This is a genomic window from Pseudomonas sp. RC10-4-2, assembly GCF_050433085.1.
GTDB classification, from domain to species: Bacteria; Pseudomonadota; Gammaproteobacteria; order Pseudomonadales; family Pseudomonadaceae; genus Pseudomonas; species Pseudomonas aeruginosa.
Map to the genome: position 1 here is coordinate 1,112,445 of NZ_JBNPXX010000001.1, position 14,964 is coordinate 1,127,408.

At 65.7% G+C, this 14,964-nt stretch carries 16 protein-coding genes; 7 read left to right on the plus strand and 9 right to left on the minus strand.

Going from position 1 to position 14,964, the window contains the following annotated elements; all coding sequences use genetic code 11:
• The first annotated feature begins 209 nt into the window (after positions 1–209).
• Both FHW81_RS05200 and FHW81_RS05205 read left to right on the plus strand, forming a co-directional pair.
• On the plus strand, positions 210–926 hold the full coding sequence (locus FHW81_RS05200) for a UTRA domain-containing protein (protein ID WP_003091585.1): 717 nt from the start codon (positions 210–212) through the stop codon (positions 924–926).
• A 65-nt stretch (positions 927–991) separates the two neighbouring features.
• Positions 992–1,543, plus strand: a complete 552-nt coding sequence (locus FHW81_RS05205) for a GNAT family N-acetyltransferase (RefSeq protein WP_003114799.1) — start codon at positions 992–994, stop codon at positions 1,541–1,543.
• Between the two features lie 42 nt (positions 1,544–1,585).
• Here the strand turns inward: FHW81_RS05205 and FHW81_RS05210 are convergent, their stop codons facing one another.
• The 5 genes from FHW81_RS05210 to minC all read right to left on the minus strand — a co-directional run bounded on the left by FHW81_RS05210 (position 1,586) and on the right by minC (position 5,702).
• Positions 1,586–2,875: a M18 family aminopeptidase gene (locus FHW81_RS05210; RefSeq protein ID WP_003119692.1), complete on the minus strand. Its 1,290-nt coding sequence runs from the start codon at positions 2,873–2,875 to the stop codon at positions 1,586–1,588.
• A 168-nt stretch (positions 2,876–3,043) separates the two neighbouring features.
• Positions 3,044–3,679 (minus strand): RluA family pseudouridine synthase, encoded by a 636-nt coding sequence (locus tag FHW81_RS05215; RefSeq protein WP_003114801.1) that lies wholly within the window; start codon positions 3,677–3,679, stop codon positions 3,044–3,046.
• A 103-nt stretch (positions 3,680–3,782) separates the two neighbouring features.
• Entirely contained in the window at positions 3,783–4,037 is a 255-nt protein-coding gene (gene minE, locus FHW81_RS05220) for a cell division topological specificity factor MinE (RefSeq protein WP_003091581.1), read from the minus strand.
• Complete coding sequence (gene minD, locus FHW81_RS05225) at positions 4,034–4,849, minus strand: septum site-determining protein MinD (RefSeq protein WP_003091579.1); 816 nt, start codon at positions 4,847–4,849, stop codon at positions 4,034–4,036. Before minD ends, minE begins: the two co-directional genes overlap by 4 nt.
• A gap of 61 nt (positions 4,850–4,910) precedes the next feature.
• A complete protein-coding gene (gene minC / locus FHW81_RS05230) occupies positions 4,911–5,702 on the minus strand; it encodes a septum site-determining protein MinC (RefSeq protein ID WP_003114802.1) in 792 nt (263 codons plus the stop codon).
• 159 nt (positions 5,703–5,861) lie between these two features.
• Between minC and FHW81_RS05235 the strand changes: the two genes are divergently transcribed.
• Positions 5,862–6,800: a lipid A biosynthesis lauroyl acyltransferase gene (locus FHW81_RS05235; protein ID WP_003114803.1), complete on the plus strand. Its 939-nt coding sequence runs from the start codon at positions 5,862–5,864 to the stop codon at positions 6,798–6,800.
• A gap of 67 nt (positions 6,801–6,867) precedes the next feature.
• Positions 6,868–8,037, plus strand: coding sequence for a patatin-like phospholipase family protein (locus FHW81_RS05240; RefSeq protein WP_003091575.1), 1,170 nt, complete (start codon positions 6,868–6,870; stop codon positions 8,035–8,037).
• 63 nt (positions 8,038–8,100) lie between these two features.
• Here the strand turns inward: FHW81_RS05240 and FHW81_RS05245 are convergent, their stop codons facing one another.
• From FHW81_RS05245 to FHW81_RS05260, 4 genes are all read right to left on the minus strand, one after another.
• On the minus strand, positions 8,101–8,958 hold the full coding sequence (locus FHW81_RS05245) for a pirin family protein (protein ID WP_023091145.1): 858 nt from the start codon (positions 8,956–8,958) through the stop codon (positions 8,101–8,103).
• A 140-nt stretch (positions 8,959–9,098) separates the two neighbouring features.
• Complete coding sequence (locus tag FHW81_RS05250; RefSeq protein WP_003114806.1) at positions 9,099–9,902, minus strand: MlaA family lipoprotein; 804 nt, start codon at positions 9,900–9,902, stop codon at positions 9,099–9,101.
• 3 nt (positions 9,903–9,905) lie between these two features.
• A complete protein-coding gene (locus FHW81_RS05255) occupies positions 9,906–11,267 on the minus strand; it encodes an alpha/beta fold hydrolase (protein WP_171893928.1) in 1,362 nt (453 codons plus the stop codon).
• Positions 11,268–11,409: 142 nt separating this feature from the next.
• Positions 11,410–11,631, minus strand: a complete 222-nt coding sequence (locus tag FHW81_RS05260; protein ID WP_003091551.1) for a DUF2061 domain-containing protein — start codon at positions 11,629–11,631, stop codon at positions 11,410–11,412.
• 293 nt (positions 11,632–11,924) lie between these two features.
• Here FHW81_RS05260 and FHW81_RS05265 point away from each other — a divergent pair, with 293 nt between their 5' ends.
• From FHW81_RS05265 to FHW81_RS05275, 3 genes are all read left to right on the plus strand, one after another.
• Positions 11,925–12,782, plus strand: a complete 858-nt coding sequence (locus tag FHW81_RS05265; RefSeq protein WP_003114808.1) for a glycine betaine ABC transporter substrate-binding protein — start codon at positions 11,925–11,927, stop codon at positions 12,780–12,782.
• Between the two features lie 217 nt (positions 12,783–12,999).
• On the plus strand, positions 13,000–13,311 hold the full coding sequence (locus tag FHW81_RS05270; RefSeq protein WP_003091547.1) for a DUF485 domain-containing protein: 312 nt from the start codon (positions 13,000–13,002) through the stop codon (positions 13,309–13,311).
• Positions 13,308–14,963 carry a cation acetate symporter gene (locus FHW81_RS05275; protein WP_003091546.1) on the plus strand — a complete coding sequence of 552 codons (1,656 nt, stop codon included), beginning with the start codon at positions 13,308–13,310 and terminating at the stop codon, positions 14,961–14,963. The genes FHW81_RS05270 and FHW81_RS05275 overlap by 4 nt, the downstream gene beginning before the upstream one ends.
• Position 14,964 lies beyond the last annotated feature (1 nt).

The following is a 14,964-nucleotide window of genomic DNA, read 5'->3' on the forward strand; positions in this document are numbered from 1 at the left end:
GCATCGCCGCGGCTTGCATCCGCAGAAGCGTAGACCATGCTTAAGCCCTCGATTCCATGGGCGCCGGGCGCCTCCGGGAAGACCGTTGTCTTGTACCTGTCACGTCCCGGTCATCTGGGTTTCCTAGCATCGGACGAGCCGGAGGCACAGGGCGGGCCGGCGGAAATGCCCCTTGTTGGGGCTGGACTAGACCAATAAGGAAGCTGTCGATGCGTGACGAAGCGCTACCCACCGTAACGGCGATCTGCCGGGCGCTCAGCGAGCAGATCGGCCATGGTCTGCTGCCGGCGGGTGGCAAGCTGCCGGCCGAGCGCAAGCTCAGCGAGCTGTTCGCGACGACCCGGATCACCCTGCGCGAGGCGCTGATCCAACTGGAGTCGCAGGGCCTGATCTACCGTGAGGAGCGCCGCGGCTGGTTCGTCTCCCCCGAGCGGCTGGCCTACAACCCGCTGGTCCGCAGTCACTTCCATGCGATGGTCAGCGAACAGGGCCGGGTGCCGGCGACCGAGGTTCTGTCGGCCCGGCAGATGCCGGCGAGCGCGGCGGTCTGCGAGCTGCTGGAGCTGCCGGCGCTGTCCAGCGTCTACCAGATCCGCCGGGCGCGGCGGGTGGACGGGCGGCTGGTGCTGTATGTCGAGCACTACCTGAACGCGCAGTACTTCCCCGGAATCCTCGGCCACGACCTGACCCGCTCGCTGACCGAACTCTATGCCAGCGAGTACGGCATCCACTATGGGCGGGTGCGTTTCGACATGGTGCCCACCGCACTGCATGCCGAGGCTGCGGCGCCGCTGAAGGTGGCGGTGGGCAGCCCGGCCCTGCGCATCAGCCGGATCAACCGCGACCAGCGTGGTCGGCTGATCGACTGCGACCTGGAGTTCTGGCGCCACGACGCCATCCATATCAGCGTCGAGGTACCGCAGTAACGCCACGCGTCGACGACCTGCGGCACCTTCTGCGAGGATGGGGCTCCGGGAAAAGGAGCCCTCGCATGTTCATACTGCCGATTTCGTCCGACCTGCACCTGGAGCTGCTCGACCAGCCGCGCGCGGAGGAACTGTTCCGCCTGGTACGTGCCAACAGCGAGCACCTGGCGCCCTGGATGCCGTGGGTGCCGCTGACGCAGAGCGTGGACGATACCCGCCGTTTCATTGGCGAAGGCCAGCGGTTGTGGGCGGAGCGCAGGAGCTGCCGCTGCGGGATCGTAGAATCCGGATGCCTGGTCGGCGTCATCGACCTGCACGACTTCACCGAGGACAGTCGCAGCGCCAGCATCGGCTACTGGCTGGCGGCGTCCGCGCAAGGGCGCGGGCTGCTGGCCAGGGCGTTGGGGAAGACGATCGAGCTGGGTTTCCTTGGCTACGACCGGCAGCGCCTGGTGATCCGCTGTTCCACCGAGAACCTGCGCAGCCAGCGCGCCGCCGAGCGCCAGGGCTTCCGGCGCGACGGAGTGATCCGGGCCAACGAGATCATCGCCGGGCGTGCCCATGACCATGCGATCTACACGCTGTTGCGCAGCGAATGGCACGCTGCGCACGCCTGAGTGGCCCCGGGCGAATGCCCGGGGCGTGAGCGCGCCTGGCGCTCAGGGCAGCTCGCTGCTGGCGTAGAAGGCGCCGAGCACCTTGACCAGGTGCGCCAGGTCATGGCTACCGGCCAGCTCGCGAATCGAGTGCATGGCGAAGGTCGGCAGGCCTATGTCGACGGTGCGCACGCCGACCTGGCTGGCGGTGATCGGGCCGATGGTCGAGCCGCATCCCATGTCGCTGCGGGTCACGAAGCTCTGCACCGGCACTTCGCTGTCCTGGCAGAGGTGGCGGAAGAAGCCGGCGGTTTCGCTGTTGGTGGCATAGCGCTGGTTGCTGTTGATCTTGATCACCGGACCGCCGTTCAGCGCCGGGCCATGGTTGGCGTCGTGCTTGTCGGCGTAGTTCGGGTGTACGCCATGGGCGTTGTCGGCCGAGACCAGCAGCGAGCGCTGGATCGCCCGGCTGAAGGCGTCGCCTTCCGGCAGCAGGCGGCGCAGTACCTGTTCGAGGAACGGACCGTCGGCGCCGCAATGCGAACAGGAACCGACTTCCTCGTGGTCGGTGCAGACCAGGATGCAGTTCTCGTCGCCTTCGGCGTTGAGCAGGGCTTCCAGGCCGGCGTGGCAGGACAGCAGGTTGTCCAGGCGCGCCCCGGCGATGAACTCGTCGTTGAGACCTACCACCGCGGCGGACTGGGTGTCGTAGAACGACAGCTCGTAGTCCAGTACCACGTCGGCGGTGATGCCGTGCTCGCGCAGCAGCTGTTCGTCGAGCAGCAGGCGGAAGTCGGCGGCCTCGCCCGGCGCCAGTTGGGCGATGATCGGCGGCAGTTCGTTCTGCGCGTTGATCGGCCAACCCTCGTTGGCGGCGCGGTTGAGATGGATGGCCAGGTTGGGGATTACCGCGATGGCCTTGCGGAAGTCGACCAGGCGGCTTTCCAGCTTGCCATTGGCGCGGAAGGTGACGCGCCCGGCCAGTGACAGGTCGCGGTCGAACCAGGGGGCGAAGAGGGCGCCGCCATAGACTTCGACGCCGAGCTGGAGGAAGCCGTTGCGAGCGATCTCCGGGTTCGGCTTGACCCGCAGGCAGGGGCTGTCGGTGTGCGCGCCGACCAGGCGGAAGCCGCTTTCCAGGGGCGAGCGACGGCCCAGGCGGATGGCGATCAGCGACGAGTCGTTACGGGTCACGTAGTAGCGGCCGCCGGTTTCGGTGTGCCAGGCGTCGCGCTCGTCGAGGCGGCGGTAGCCGGCGGCTTCCAGGCGGCGGGCGAGGCTGGCGGTGGCATGGAAAGGCGTGGGCGAGGCCTTGAGGAAATCGATCAGGCCCTGGTTGAGTTCTGCGCGCATAGTGGCTCCGGACGGCAATCCATGCAGTCTATCGTATTGTCCGACGGGGTTCAGGTCGTTGGCGGCGGGGCCGGCCAGAAAAAGCGGAAGCTGGTCGTTGTATGGCAAGACGGGGTACCGGAAGTCGGCGGGCGGCGTCCCGGCGGGCCGGGACGCGGCGGGGAAGGCTCAGAACGGCGCCGGCGACTCGAAGCGCAGGCGTTCGCCGCTCTGCGGATGGGTCAGGCACAGCAGGCTGGCGTGCAGGCACAGGCGTTCGTGGGCGGCGAGGGCTTCGGGGTTGGCGTAGAGGCGGTCGCCGAGCAGCGGATGGCCGATGGAGAGCATGTGCACGCGCAACTGGTGCGAACGGCCGGTGATCGGCGTCAGCTCGACCCTGCTCCAGCGTTCATGACGCTCGATCACACGCCAGAAGGTCAGGGCGTGGCGGCCGTGCTCGAAGTCCACCACGTGACGCGGCTTGGTCGGCGGGTCGTAGCGCAGCGGCAGTTCGATGCGCCCGCTGTCCAGTTCCGGCAGGCCCCAGCAAAGGGCGGTATAGGCTTTCTCGGTCTCGCGGTCGTGGAACTGGCGGGACAGCTCGCGGTGGCTGTCGGCGTCGCGGGCGAGCACCATCAGGCCGGAAGTTTCCCAGTCCAGGCGGTGGACGATGCGGGCCTCGGGATAGCCGTTTTCCTGCAGGCGGGTGACCAGGCAGTCCTTGTTGTCATCGGCGCGACCGGGCACCGACAGCAGCAGGGTGGGCTTGTCGACCACCAGCAGGGCGTCATCCTGGTGAACGATTCGGATCTGGGACAGCGGCATAGCGAACGGGCTCATCGCCGGGAGGCGGCAGGGAGCCTGGCGGGCAGGCTCGGTGAAACGACTGCGGCGGCCAATGGCCGCCGCAGTATGGACCCTGGGCGAATCAACGATCCGGCAGGGTGATGTTGAGTTCCAGGATCGAGCAGTTGCCCTGGTTCTCCAGTTCCACCTGGATCTGCTCCTGGTCGATCGGTACGTACTTGCGGATCACTTCCAGCAGGTCTTTCTGCAACTGGGGCAGATAATCCGGCTGTGCGCGCTGGCCACGTTCGTGGGCAACGATGATCTGCAGTCGTTCTTTCGCGATGGAAGCGCTGTTCTGCGATTTCCGACTGCGAAAGAAGTCTAAAAGGCTCATTCACGTCCTCCGAACAGTCTTTGCAGGAATCCTTTCTTCTGCACATCGAGGAATCGATGCGGTATTTCCTTGCCGAGCAGGCGGTCGACCGCATCGCTGTACGCCTGGCCGGCGTCGCTCTGCTCGTCGAGGATCACCGGCACGCCCTGGTTCGACGCCTTGAGCACGGCCTGGGATTCCGGGATCACCCCGAGCAGGCGGATGGCGAGGATCTCCTCGACGTCGTCGACGCCGAGCATCTCGCCCTTGGTGACGCGCTCCGGGTTGTAGCGGGTCAGCAGCAGGTGTTCCTTGATCGGCTCCTCGCCTTTCTCGGCGCGCTGCGACTTGCTTGCCAGCAGGCCGAGCATGCGGTCGGAGTCGCGTACCGAGGAAACCTCGGGGTTGGTCACGACGATCGCTTCGTCGGCGAAGTACATGGCCAGGTGGGCGCCTTTCTCGATGCCCGCCGGGGAGTCGCAGATGATGTATTCGAAATCCTTGCGCAGTTCGGCCATGACTTTCTCGACGCCTTCCTTGGTCAGGGCGTCCTTGTCGCGGGTCTGGCTGGCGGCCAGGACATGCAGGTTTTCGAGGCGCTTGTCCTTGATCAGGGCCTGGGTGAGGGTGGCCTCGCCGTTGACGACGTTGACGAAGTCGTACACCACGCGGCGTTCGCAGCCCATGATAAGGTCGAGGTTACGCAGGCCGACGTCGAAGTCGACGATGACGGTCTTGAAACCGCGCAAGGCCAGGCCGGTGCCGATAGCTGCGCTGGTGGTGGTTTTACCGACGCCACCCTTACCGGAAGTGACTACGAGAATTTTGGCCAAGGTGATTCACCCCAATGAAAAACGTAAGAATTCTGGTCCCTGAAAGTGGCGGCAGTATCCGTTAAAGGCGGGTGATGTTCAACACGTCACCCGACAGGCTGACGTGCACTGCCTTGCCCCACTGCGGGCTGCGTCGCAGGTCCTCCGCGACCTTGTAGTTACCGGCGATGGAGACCAGTTCGGCGGCCAGCTGCTGGCAGAAGATTCGCGCCGTGGCGTCGCCTTTCACGCCGGCCAGTGCGCGTCCGCGCATCGGGCCGTACACATGGATGTTTCCGTCGGCGAGAAGTTCCGCGCCGGGACTGACCGCGGCCAGCACGATCAGGTCGCCGCCGGCGGCGTAGATCTGCATGCCGCCGCGCACCGGGGTCTTCACCACCTTGGTCGGGCGGCTGACGGGCTCGGCGGGCTTCTCTTCCGCCTTGGCCGGCTCGGGCCTGGCTTCACCGGCGCTCGGGCTGGGCTCTTCGGCAGGCTTGCGCGGGGCGCTGTCCTTGATGTCCAGCGGTCGTTCGCGGGCGCCCGAGGGCGGCAGCACCGGCAGGTCCAGGGCCTGGGCGGCGGCAATGTCCTCCTCGCGCCCGGCGCGGATCGCCAGGGTGCGCAGGCCGTGGCGGCGACAGACCTCGAGGAGCGCCGGCAGGTCGAGGCGACCTTCGCCTTCGGGCAGCTTGTCGAGGGCCATGACCAGGGGGGTGTCGCGGAAGAAGTTGGGCGCTTGCGCCACTTTGTCGGCGAGTTGCCGTTCGAGCCTCGCCAGGTCGTTGTGCGCCAGTTCGAGGATGGTCACCGCGAGCATGCTGCCCTTGAGCTGGAATACGGGGTCTTGATCGAGGAGGTCGGCTTGGCTCATGGGGCTTGTCGGTCGTTGAATTGCAGGGACTTATAACGAGAACGCCGGATGCCCGCAAGCGTGGCAGATAGCCGGGGCGGCATCGATCGGCAACGCGGCGTCCCGCCGGGACGGCGGGCAGGGTAGAATGGCGGGCTTTGATCGTCGTCGGAACCGTCCATGGATCGCCCCCGTTTCTCCAGCGCTTTCCTCCATCCCCGCTACTGGCCGCTCTGGTTCGGCCTGGGGCTGCTCTGGCTGGTGGTGCAGTTGCCGTATCCCGTCCTGCTGATGCTCGGCCGTGGCCTGGGGGCGCTGATGTACCGCTTGGTCGGCTCGCGCCGCGAGATTGCCGCGCGCAACCTCGAACTGTGCTTTCCGGAAAAGTCGCCCGCCGAACGCGAGCGTCTGCTGAAGGAGAACTTCGCCTCCAGCGGCATCGCCTTCTTCGAGATGGCCATGAGCTGGTGGTGGCCGAAGGCGCGCCTGGCCCGTCTTGCCCATATAGAAGGCCTGGAGCATCTGCGCGAGGCCCAGGCGCAGGGCGAGGGGGTGATCCTCATGGCCCTGCATTTCACCACCCTGGAGATCGGCGCGGCGCTGCTCGGCCAGGTGCACACCATCGACGGCATGTACCGTGAGCACGACAATCCGGTGTTCGACTATGTCCAGCGCCGTGGCCGCGAGCGGCACAACCTCGATGCCACCGCCATCGAGCGCGAGGACGTGCGCTCGATGCTCAAGGTGCTGCGTGGCGGCCGCGCCATCTGGTACGCACCGGACCAGGACTACGGCGCCAAGCAGAGCCTGTTCGTGCCGCTGTTCGGCATCCCGGCGGCCACCGTCACCGCCACCACCAAGTTCGCCCGCCTGGGCCGGGCGCGGGTGTTGCCGTTCACCCAGAGCCGCCTGGCCGATGGCAGCGGTTATCGCCTGACCATCCACCCGCCGCTGGAGGACTTCCCCGGCGAGAGCGAGGAAGCCGATTGCCTGCGGATCAACCAGTGGGTCGAGCGCTGCGTGCGCCAGCAGCCCGAGCAGTACCTGTGGGCGCACCGGCGTTTCAAGACCCGCCCGCCAGGCGAAGCCAAGCTCTATCCGAAACGGCGCAAGCGCTGAGGACGGGCATTCCGGACGCGCGCGGGGTCTGGCTATACTCGCCGCAGTTCATGACGGAAGCCCCGCTGTGTCCGATCCCCTTGCCCCACGTCCGCCGCTCACCGGCCTGATCCTTTCCGGGGGCGGCGCCCGCGCGGCCTACCAGGTCGGTGTCCTGGCCGCCATCGCCGACCTGCTGCCGGACAGCGCCGGCAATCCTTTCCCGGTCATCGTCGGTACCTCCGCCGGCGCCATCAACGCCGTTGGCCTGGCTTGCGGCGCCCTGCAATTCCGCCAGGCGATCCAGCGCCTGACCGCGGTCTGGCAGGGATTCCGCACCGAACATGTCTATCGCAGCGACTGGCCGGGCGTGACCCGCCAGGCCTCGCGCTTCCTCGGCCATAGCCTGCTCGGCCTGGGGCGGCGGGTGCCGGTGGCGTTGCTGGACAACCGGCCGTTGCATGAGCTGCTGGCACGTGAGCTGGATTTTTCCGGGATTCATGCGGCGGTGCGCCAGCGCCAGTTGCGCGCGGTGGCGGTGACCGCGTTCGGCTACGAGTCGGGGCAGGCGGTGACCTTCTACCAGGGGCGCGCGACCATCGATCCCTGGGTACGCCATCGGCGCCTGGGCATTCCCACCCGCCTGGAGCTTCGGCACCTGCTGGCCAGCGCGGCGATCCCGCTGCTGTTCCCGCCGGTGCGGATCAACCGCGAATACTTCGGCGACGGCGCGGTGCGTTCCCAGGCGCCCATCAGCCCGGCGTTGCACCTGGGCGCCACGCGGGTGCTGGTGATCGGCGTCAGCGGCAACCCGGCCACCGGTGGCGACAGTGCCATGACCGGCCTGCCGCCGTCCGACCGACCGCCGAGCCTGGCGCAGATCGGCGCCCACCTGTTGAACAGCACCTTCATCGACAGCCTGGAAGGCGACATCGAGCAGTTGCAGCGGATGAACCAGATCGGCCAGTTGGTGGCGCCGGAGGTGCGCCGCCAGGCGGGTGGGCTGGAGCCGGTGGAGGTATTGCTGGTGTCGCCGAGCCGGCCGCTGGACGAGATCGCCGCGCGGCACTACCGGGAGCTGTCGCGGGTGCTGCGGCTTTTCCTGCGCGGTCCCGGAGCGACCCGCGCCAGCGGGGCGGGGGTATTGAGCTACCTGTTGTTCGAGCGCGGCTATTGCAGCGAACTGATCGAACTGGGCTACCACGATGCGATGGGCAAGCGGGCGGAACTGGAGCGCTTCCTGCGGATCGAGCGGTAAACCTTATTCAGGACGGGACAGGCGGAAGGAAAAAACCGCCCCGAAGGGCGGCTCGCGCATGGCTCAGACGGCCAGGACACCGTCGCGATAGTCGCGTAGCGCCTGCTCGATTTCCTCGCGGCTGTTCATCACGAACGGACCGTACTGGACGATCGGCTCGCGCAACGGCTTGCCGGCGAGAACCAGTACCCGGGCGCCGGCTTCGCTGCGCAGGCTCAGTTCCCCTTCTTCGGACAGCCGAGCCAGGCGATTGGTGGCGATTTCCACCGGGCGTTCGCCTCCCACCGTCAGGCTGCCTTCGTAGACGTACAGCAGCACGCGATGGCCGTCCGGCAGGCGCGGGGCGATGCGGCCGCCGGCAGGCAGTTGCAGGTCGTAGTAGTGCGGCTCGGTGTCCGGCCTTTCCACGGCGCCGATCTGCTGCGCCTGGCCGTCGTCGAAGCGACCGGCGATCACCGTGACCTTCACGCCTCCGGCGGTTTCCAGGCGCGGCACGTCTTCCGGCTCGATATCGCGATAGCCGGCCGGGGCCAGCTTGTTCTTCGCCGGCAGGTTGACCCACAGCTGGAAGCCACGCATCGCGCCTTCCACCTGTTCCGGCATCTCGCTGTGGATGATGCCGTGGGCGGCGGTCATCCACTGTACGCCGCCGGGCTTGAGCAGGCCGCGATTGCCGAGGTGGTCTTCGTGGCGCATACGCCCTTCGAGCATGTAGGTCACGGTCTCGAAGCCGCGGTGCGGGTGCGAAGGGAAACCGGCGACATAGTCATCCGGGTTCTGGGTATCGAACTGGTCGAGCATCAGGAACGGGTCGAAGCGTTCCGGGGACGGGCCGCCGATCACGCGGGTCAGGCGGACGCCGGCGCCATCGGAGGCGGGGTGGCCGGTATGCAGTTCGAGGACATCACGGTAGCGGGTCATGGGAACCTCCTGGTTCGTGTATGGCTCGATGATAGTCCTCTGTGCTCGATATATGGATGCGAGTTTTGTGTGATTCCTATCGAGTTATTGGATTGTTTTGAGAAAAAGAAACCGCCGCACCAGGGCGGCGGTTCTTCGTCTCACTCGGCGATCTGCAGCTTGCGCGCCTCGGTATAGATGTAGCGAAGTTTCTCGTACTCGAACGGCGAATTCATCTGGCCGTAGCGGAAGCTGGTGTTGTAGCGCTTGTCCACCACGCGCAGGGCGGTGATCTCCGGGTGGTCGCCGCTGGCCTGGGGAACGTTGAGGTAGTTCACCTGGTATTCGCCGACGTAGTCCACCACCAGTCCGCCGGTGTCGCGCAGGTTGGACGGGCCGAGGATCGGCAGCACCAGGTAGGGGCCGCTGCCCACGCCGTAGAAGCCGAGGGTCTGGCCGAAATCCTCGCTGCGCTTGTGCAGGCCCATCCTGGTCGCAGGGTCCCACAGGCCGAGCACACCGAAGGTGGTGTTGAACAGCAGCCGCGCGGTGGTTTCCATCGCCGCCTTGCCCTTCAATTGGGCGAGGTTGTTCAGCAGATTGGGCACGTCGCCGAGGTTGTCGAAGAAATTGCTCACGCCGCTGCGGACGAAGTGTGGGGTGACGTATTCGTAGCCTCGTACCACGGGCAGGAACACCCACTCGTCGAAGCGATAGTTGAAGTGGTAGACCCGGCGGTTCCAGGATTCCCAGGGATCGTACATGTTCAGTGCGTCGAGGGTGGCGCGCTCGAATTCGCGTTGATCCAGGCCGGGATTGAACTTGAGTTGGTCCAGTGGACGGCTGAAACCGTCGCCGTCGAGCTGGCGTGGCGGCAGTTCGGCCGGCGCGGCGGCCTCGTCGGCCTGGGCGCTGGCGGCAGCGCTCAGCAGAAGGGCGAACATCCAGTGTGCGGTTCGGCTCATCGATCAGTGTCCTGCCTGCTGGGTGAGGGCCGCGCTGGCGACCTGGGTCTGTCCGGCAGCGGGCGTGGCGAAGAAGTCCAGCATGTCCTGCGCGTTGACCTTGTAGTTGAGGTTGCCGCAGTGACCGCCATAGGGATAGACGGTCAGGCGTTCGCCGAAGGTTCGGCGGAGGAAGCCGAGGTCGCCCGGGCCGAGGATGACGTCGTCGGCGTTGTGCATCACGGCGATCTTCGGGCTGTCGTGCAGATAGTCCTGCAGCTTGTAGAGGCTGACCTGGTTGACCAGTTGGGTCAGGCTGCCGCCGTCGTAACGGGCTCGCCACATCGGGATCAGTTGCTCGGTCATGTAGCACTCGAAGTCGCACTGTAGCGCGCGCTTGAAGAAGGGCTCCAGGCTGGTGCCTTCGTTGATCGGGTAGTTCGGCGGGGTGATCAGGCCGCGACGGTTGACCAGGTCCGAGGTGAAGGCGATGTCGGCGGCGGAGAAGCGGAACGAGGTGCCGATCAGCATGGCCATTTCTTCGTTGCTCAGGCGTTGCTTTGACTGCTGGAAGTCGTAGAGCATGGCGTCGTTGATGTCGACGTAGCCTTTCTGCCGGAAGTAGCGGGTCAACTTGCTCAGCACCACCTCGTAGAAGGTGCGCGAGTCAGTGATGCCCTTGACCTGGGTTTCCACCAGTTTGTCGAGGTTGCTCACCGAGGTGTAGAGGTTCACCGGTGGGTTGAGCAGCAGCACTTTCTTGAAGTTGAAGCTCCGGCGGCTTTCGTCGAGGTGGCTGACGAACGCGGCGTTCAGTGCCCCCAGGCTATAGCCGGTGAGGTAATAGTCGGTCACCGGCAGGTCGCGCTGCTGCGCGCGCACCGCCTGCATCACCCGGTACAGGTCATCGGCGTCGTCGCTGGAAAAGCCCGGTGTGGCGAAGCGCGAGGCGCTGGCCATGAAGTCCCAACTGGTCGGCGAGGACAACTGCACCACGTGGTAGCCGGCCTGGTAGAAGAGCTTCTTCAGGTATTCCGGGAAGCTGCTGGCGTAGTGGGCGCCAGTCCCGGCAATGATGAAGATCAGCGGCGCCGCATGATCCTGGCGGGCCAGGCGGTAGCGCAGCTTCTTCACCGGCCAGAAGTTGTCCGGCAGGGCGAACTCGCGCTCCGGGCGCAATTTCAGGCTGTAGTCCTTCTGGTCGATGTCCTCGCTGTGCGGAAGCTCGGGACGCAGTTCCGGCGGCGTGGTGGCGATGGTCGCCTCGAACGGGTTGGTCAGTGGATAGCCGTAGCTCGCGGCGTCCACGTCCCGGGCCTGCGCCAGATTGGCACAACCGAGGGCGAGGCCGCCGAGCAGGGCAGCGAAACGGAGGAAGTGGGGCATCGGGGGAATCCCTTCGAGGGAAAAGTACTGAGTGAATATACTGCCGCTATGACAACTGCAAGCCTCAGTAGTGCAGTGGGTTATTGCAGCCAGCGTTCCAATCGGTCTTTCCCGCCTCTTGCCGTGCCTCGCGAATATCCCTTCAGGCGTGGCGGTGCAGCCAGCCATGGGCGCTAGCCGGGCGCGGCGCGCCGTCTTTCTCGAAGCGTTTCCAGATCTTCTCGTGGAAGTAGAAACCGACCGAGTTGCACAGCGGCTCGACCGCCGCCACCAGCCCGCCGACCGCTATGCTGCCGGTCAGCGCATAGGCCACGCTGAAGGCGATGATGAAGTGCATGACGGTGAAGGTCAGGGTCTTGAGCATGGCTGCTCTCCTTTGATCGAGAATCATTCCTCTTTGGCGAAAGCCTATCCAGGCGCTCGGCCAAGCGGAAATCGGCCTGTCCAATCGAGTGCATAGAGCGCTTCGATCGCACTGTCTCGGAGCACATCCGCAGCGTGCCGCAGCGCAGTTCGAGGCATGTCGTTATCGGGTGCGATGGGTGTCGTTCTCAGAGCAGTCCGCCGTCCGGGCGCGCCGATGATGGACGGCGGCACCGCAGAGTGCCGCGACCGCCGGGGAGCGTCCCCGTCGGCATAGAACAAGGGGTACGTCTGATGCGAATGATGCGACGACTGTTGTGCTGGAGTGCGGGCCTGGCAATGTCGGCGGCTGTGGGGATGGCGGCCGCGGCGGACAAGCCGGTGATCACCATCGGTTACGTGGACGGCTGGTCGGACAGCGTGGCGACCACCCATGTGGCCGCCGAGGTGATCCGCGAGAAGCTCGGCTACGAGGTGAAGCTGATGCCGGTGGCGGCGGGGATCATGTGGCAGGGCGTGGCGCGCGGCAAGCTCGATGCCATGCTCTCGGCCTGGCTGCCGGGCACCCACGGCGCCTACTACGAGAAGATGAAGGATAAGGTGGTCAACCTTGCCATCAACTACCCGGACGCACGCATCGGCCTGATCGTCCCCGAATACGTGAGCGCCAACAGCATCGCCGACCTCCAGGCGCAGAAGGACGCATTCGGCGGCCGCGTGGTGGGTATCGATGCCGGCGCCGGGGTGATGATCAAGACCGACGAGGCGATCAAGCAATATGGCCTCGACTACAAGCTGGTGGCCAGTTCCGGCAGCGGCATGATCGCCGAGCTGACCCGTGCCGAGAACGAGAAGAAGCCGGTGGTGGTGACCGGCTGGATTCCGCACTGGATGTTCGCCAAGTGGAAGCTGAAGTTCCTCGACGATCCGAAGAAGGTCTATGGCGATACCGAGCATGTCGACACCGTCGCCAACCCGGCGCTGGAGGCCAAGGCCAAGCCGGTCTGGGAGTTCCTGAAGAAGTTCGGCTGGAAGGATGGCAACGAGGTCGGCCAGGTGATGCTGGCGATCCAGGAGGGCGCCAAACCCGAGGATGCGGCGAAGCAGTGGGTGGCGGCCAACCCGGGACGGGTCAAGGACTGGGTGCAGTAGCACGGCTGGTTCGATCGGGGAACGCCGTGCCCGGGCAACCGGGCACGGCGTTTTTCCTTGCCGAAGGCTGGCTCCGGAATCTGCCGGAAGGCCCGGAAATACCGGTCTAGAGCGGCTGGCGAAACGCTACGACTAAAGTCGTCTGGAGCGCTTGCACCAGCGTCCTACAGTGGATATCGACGACATTCCGCGTCACCCCGCTGTGAGGATAAAAACAATGAACGACAGCATCTACCAGCGGATTGATACCAATCCGCGCTTCAAGGAGTTGGTGGCCAAGCGAGAGCGTTTCGCCTGGATACTTTCTTCGATCATGCTTGGCCTCTACGTGATATTCATCCTGCTGATCGCTTTCCAGCCGCAGCTGCTGGGCGCGCGTATCAGTCCCGATTCGTCCGTGACCTGGGGCATCCCGATGGGTGTCGGACTGATCCTTGCCGCGTTCATCCTGACCGGCCTGTACGTGCGTCGCGCCAACGGCGAGTTCGACAGCCTGAACCAGGAAATCCTCAAGGAGGCGCAGCAATGATCGCTCGTCTCCTTGCCGCGCTCGGCCTTGCGGCCTTCGCTCCGGCCCTCTGGGCCGACGCGCTGACCGGCGACGTGCAGCGCCAGCCGCTGAACGTCTCGGCCATCGTCATGTTCGTCGCCTTCGTCGGCGCGACCCTCTGCATCACCTACTGGGCATCCAAGCGCAACCGCTCGGCGGCCGACTACTATGCCGCAGGCGGCCGCATCACCGGCTTCCAGAATGGCCTGGCGATCGCCGGCGACTACATGTCGGCGGCATCCTTCCTGGGTATTTCGGCGCTGGTCTTCACTTCCGGCTACGATGGCCTGATCTACTCGATCGGCTTCCTGGTCGGCTGGCCGATCATCCTCTTCCTCATCGCCGAGCGCCTGCGCAACCTGGGCAAGTACACCTTCGCCGACGTCGCCTCCTACCGCCTCAAGCAGAAGCAGATCCGCACCCTGTCGGCCTGCGGCTCGCTGGTGGTGGTGGCGTTCTACCTGATCGCGCAGATGGTCGGCGCCGGCAAGCTGATCGAGCTGCTGTTCGGCCTCAACTACCATGTCGCGGTGGTCCTGGTGGGCATCCTGATGGTGCTCTACGTGCTGTTCGGCGGCATGCTGGCGACCACCTGGGTGCAGATCATCAAGGCCGTGCTGTTGCTCTCCGGCGCCTCGTTCATGGCGATCATGGTGCTCAAGCACGTCAACTTCGACGTCAGCACGCTGTTCTCCGAAGCCATCAAGGTGCATCCGAAGGGCGAGGCGATCATGAGTCCGGGCGGCCTGGTCAAGGATCCGATCTCGGCATTCTCCCTGGGCTTCGCGCTGATGTTCGGCACCGCCGGGCTGCCGCACATCCTGATGCGCTTCTTCACCGTCAGCGACGCCAAGGAAGCGCGCAAGAGCGTGTTCTACGCCACCGGTTTCATCGGCTACTTCTACATCCTGACCTTCATCATCGGTTTCGGCGCGATCCTGCTGGTCAGCACCAACCCGGACTTCAAGGACGCCACCGGCGCCCTGATCGGCGGCAACAACATGGCGGCGGTGCACCTGGCCGACGCGGTGGGCGGCAGCCTGTTCCTCGGCTTCATCTCGGCGGTGGCCTTCGCCACCATCCTCGCGGTGGTCGCCGGGCTGACCCTGGCCGGGGCCTCGGCCGTCTCCCATGACCTGTACGCCAGCGTGTTCAAGGGCGGCAAGGCCAACGAGAAGGACGAGCTGCGGGTCTCGAAGATGACCACCGTGGCCCTGGGCGTGGTCGCCATCGTGCTCGGCATCCTCTTCGAGAAGCAGAACATCGCCTTCATGGTCGGCCTGGCCTTCTCCATCGCCGCCAGCTGCAACTTCCCGGTGCTGCTGCTCTCCATGTACTGGAAGAAGCTGACCACCCGCGGCGCCATGATCGGCGGCTGGATGGGCCTGATCACCGCGGTGGGCCTGATGGTCCTCGGCCCGACCATCTGGGTGCAGATCCTCGGCCACGAGAAAGCCATCTACCCGTACGAGTACCCGGCGCTGTTCTCGATGATCGTCGCCTTCGTCGGTATCTGGTTCTTCTCCATCACCGACAAGTCGGCGGCGGCCGACGAGGAGCGGGCGCGCTTCTTCCCGCAGTTCATCCGTTCCCAGACCGGCCTGGGTGCCTCTGGCGCGGTGGCCCACTAAG

What these genes read in the sequence shown, in the direction of transcription:
- FHW81_RS05255 (WP_171893928.1), bottom strand. Translation starts at nt 11,267, where the DNA reads ATGCCCCACTTCCTCCGTTTCGCTGCCCTGCTCGGCGGCCTCGCCCTC.
- FHW81_RS05250 (WP_003114806.1), bottom strand. Translation starts at nt 9,902, where the DNA reads ATGAGCCGAACCGCACACTGGATGTTCGCCCTTCTGCTGAGCGCTGCC.
- FHW81_RS05245 (WP_023091145.1), bottom strand. Translation starts at nt 8,958, where the DNA reads ATGACCCGCTACCGTGATGTCCTCGAACTGCATACCGGCCACCCCGCC.
- FHW81_RS05260 (WP_003091551.1), bottom strand. Translation starts at nt 11,631, where the DNA reads ATGCTCAAGACCCTGACCTTCACCGTCATGCACTTCATCATCGCCTTC.
- FHW81_RS05270 (WP_003091547.1), top strand. Translation starts at nt 13,000, where the DNA reads ATGAACGACAGCATCTACCAGCGGATTGATACCAATCCGCGCTTCAAG.
- FHW81_RS05200 (WP_003091585.1), top strand. Translation starts at nt 210, where the DNA reads ATGCGTGACGAAGCGCTACCCACCGTAACGGCGATCTGCCGGGCGCTC.
- FHW81_RS05205 (WP_003114799.1), top strand. Translation starts at nt 992, where the DNA reads ATGTTCATACTGCCGATTTCGTCCGACCTGCACCTGGAGCTGCTCGAC.
- FHW81_RS05265 (WP_003114808.1), top strand. Translation starts at nt 11,925, where the DNA reads ATGCGAATGATGCGACGACTGTTGTGCTGGAGTGCGGGCCTGGCAATG.
- FHW81_RS05215 (WP_003114801.1), bottom strand. Translation starts at nt 3,679, where the DNA reads ATGCCGCTGTCCCAGATCCGAATCGTTCACCAGGATGACGCCCTGCTG.
- FHW81_RS05210 (WP_003119692.1), bottom strand. Translation starts at nt 2,875, where the DNA reads ATGCGCGCAGAACTCAACCAGGGCCTGATCGATTTCCTCAAGGCCTCG.
- FHW81_RS05275 (WP_003091546.1), top strand. Translation starts at nt 13,308, where the DNA reads ATGATCGCTCGTCTCCTTGCCGCGCTCGGCCTTGCGGCCTTCGCTCCG.
- FHW81_RS05235 (WP_003114803.1), top strand. Translation starts at nt 5,862, where the DNA reads ATGGATCGCCCCCGTTTCTCCAGCGCTTTCCTCCATCCCCGCTACTGG.
- minC (WP_003114802.1), bottom strand. Translation starts at nt 5,702, where the DNA reads ATGAGCCAAGCCGACCTCCTCGATCAAGACCCCGTATTCCAGCTCAAG.
- minE (WP_003091581.1), bottom strand. Translation starts at nt 4,037, where the DNA reads ATGAGCCTTTTAGACTTCTTTCGCAGTCGGAAATCGCAGAACAGCGCT.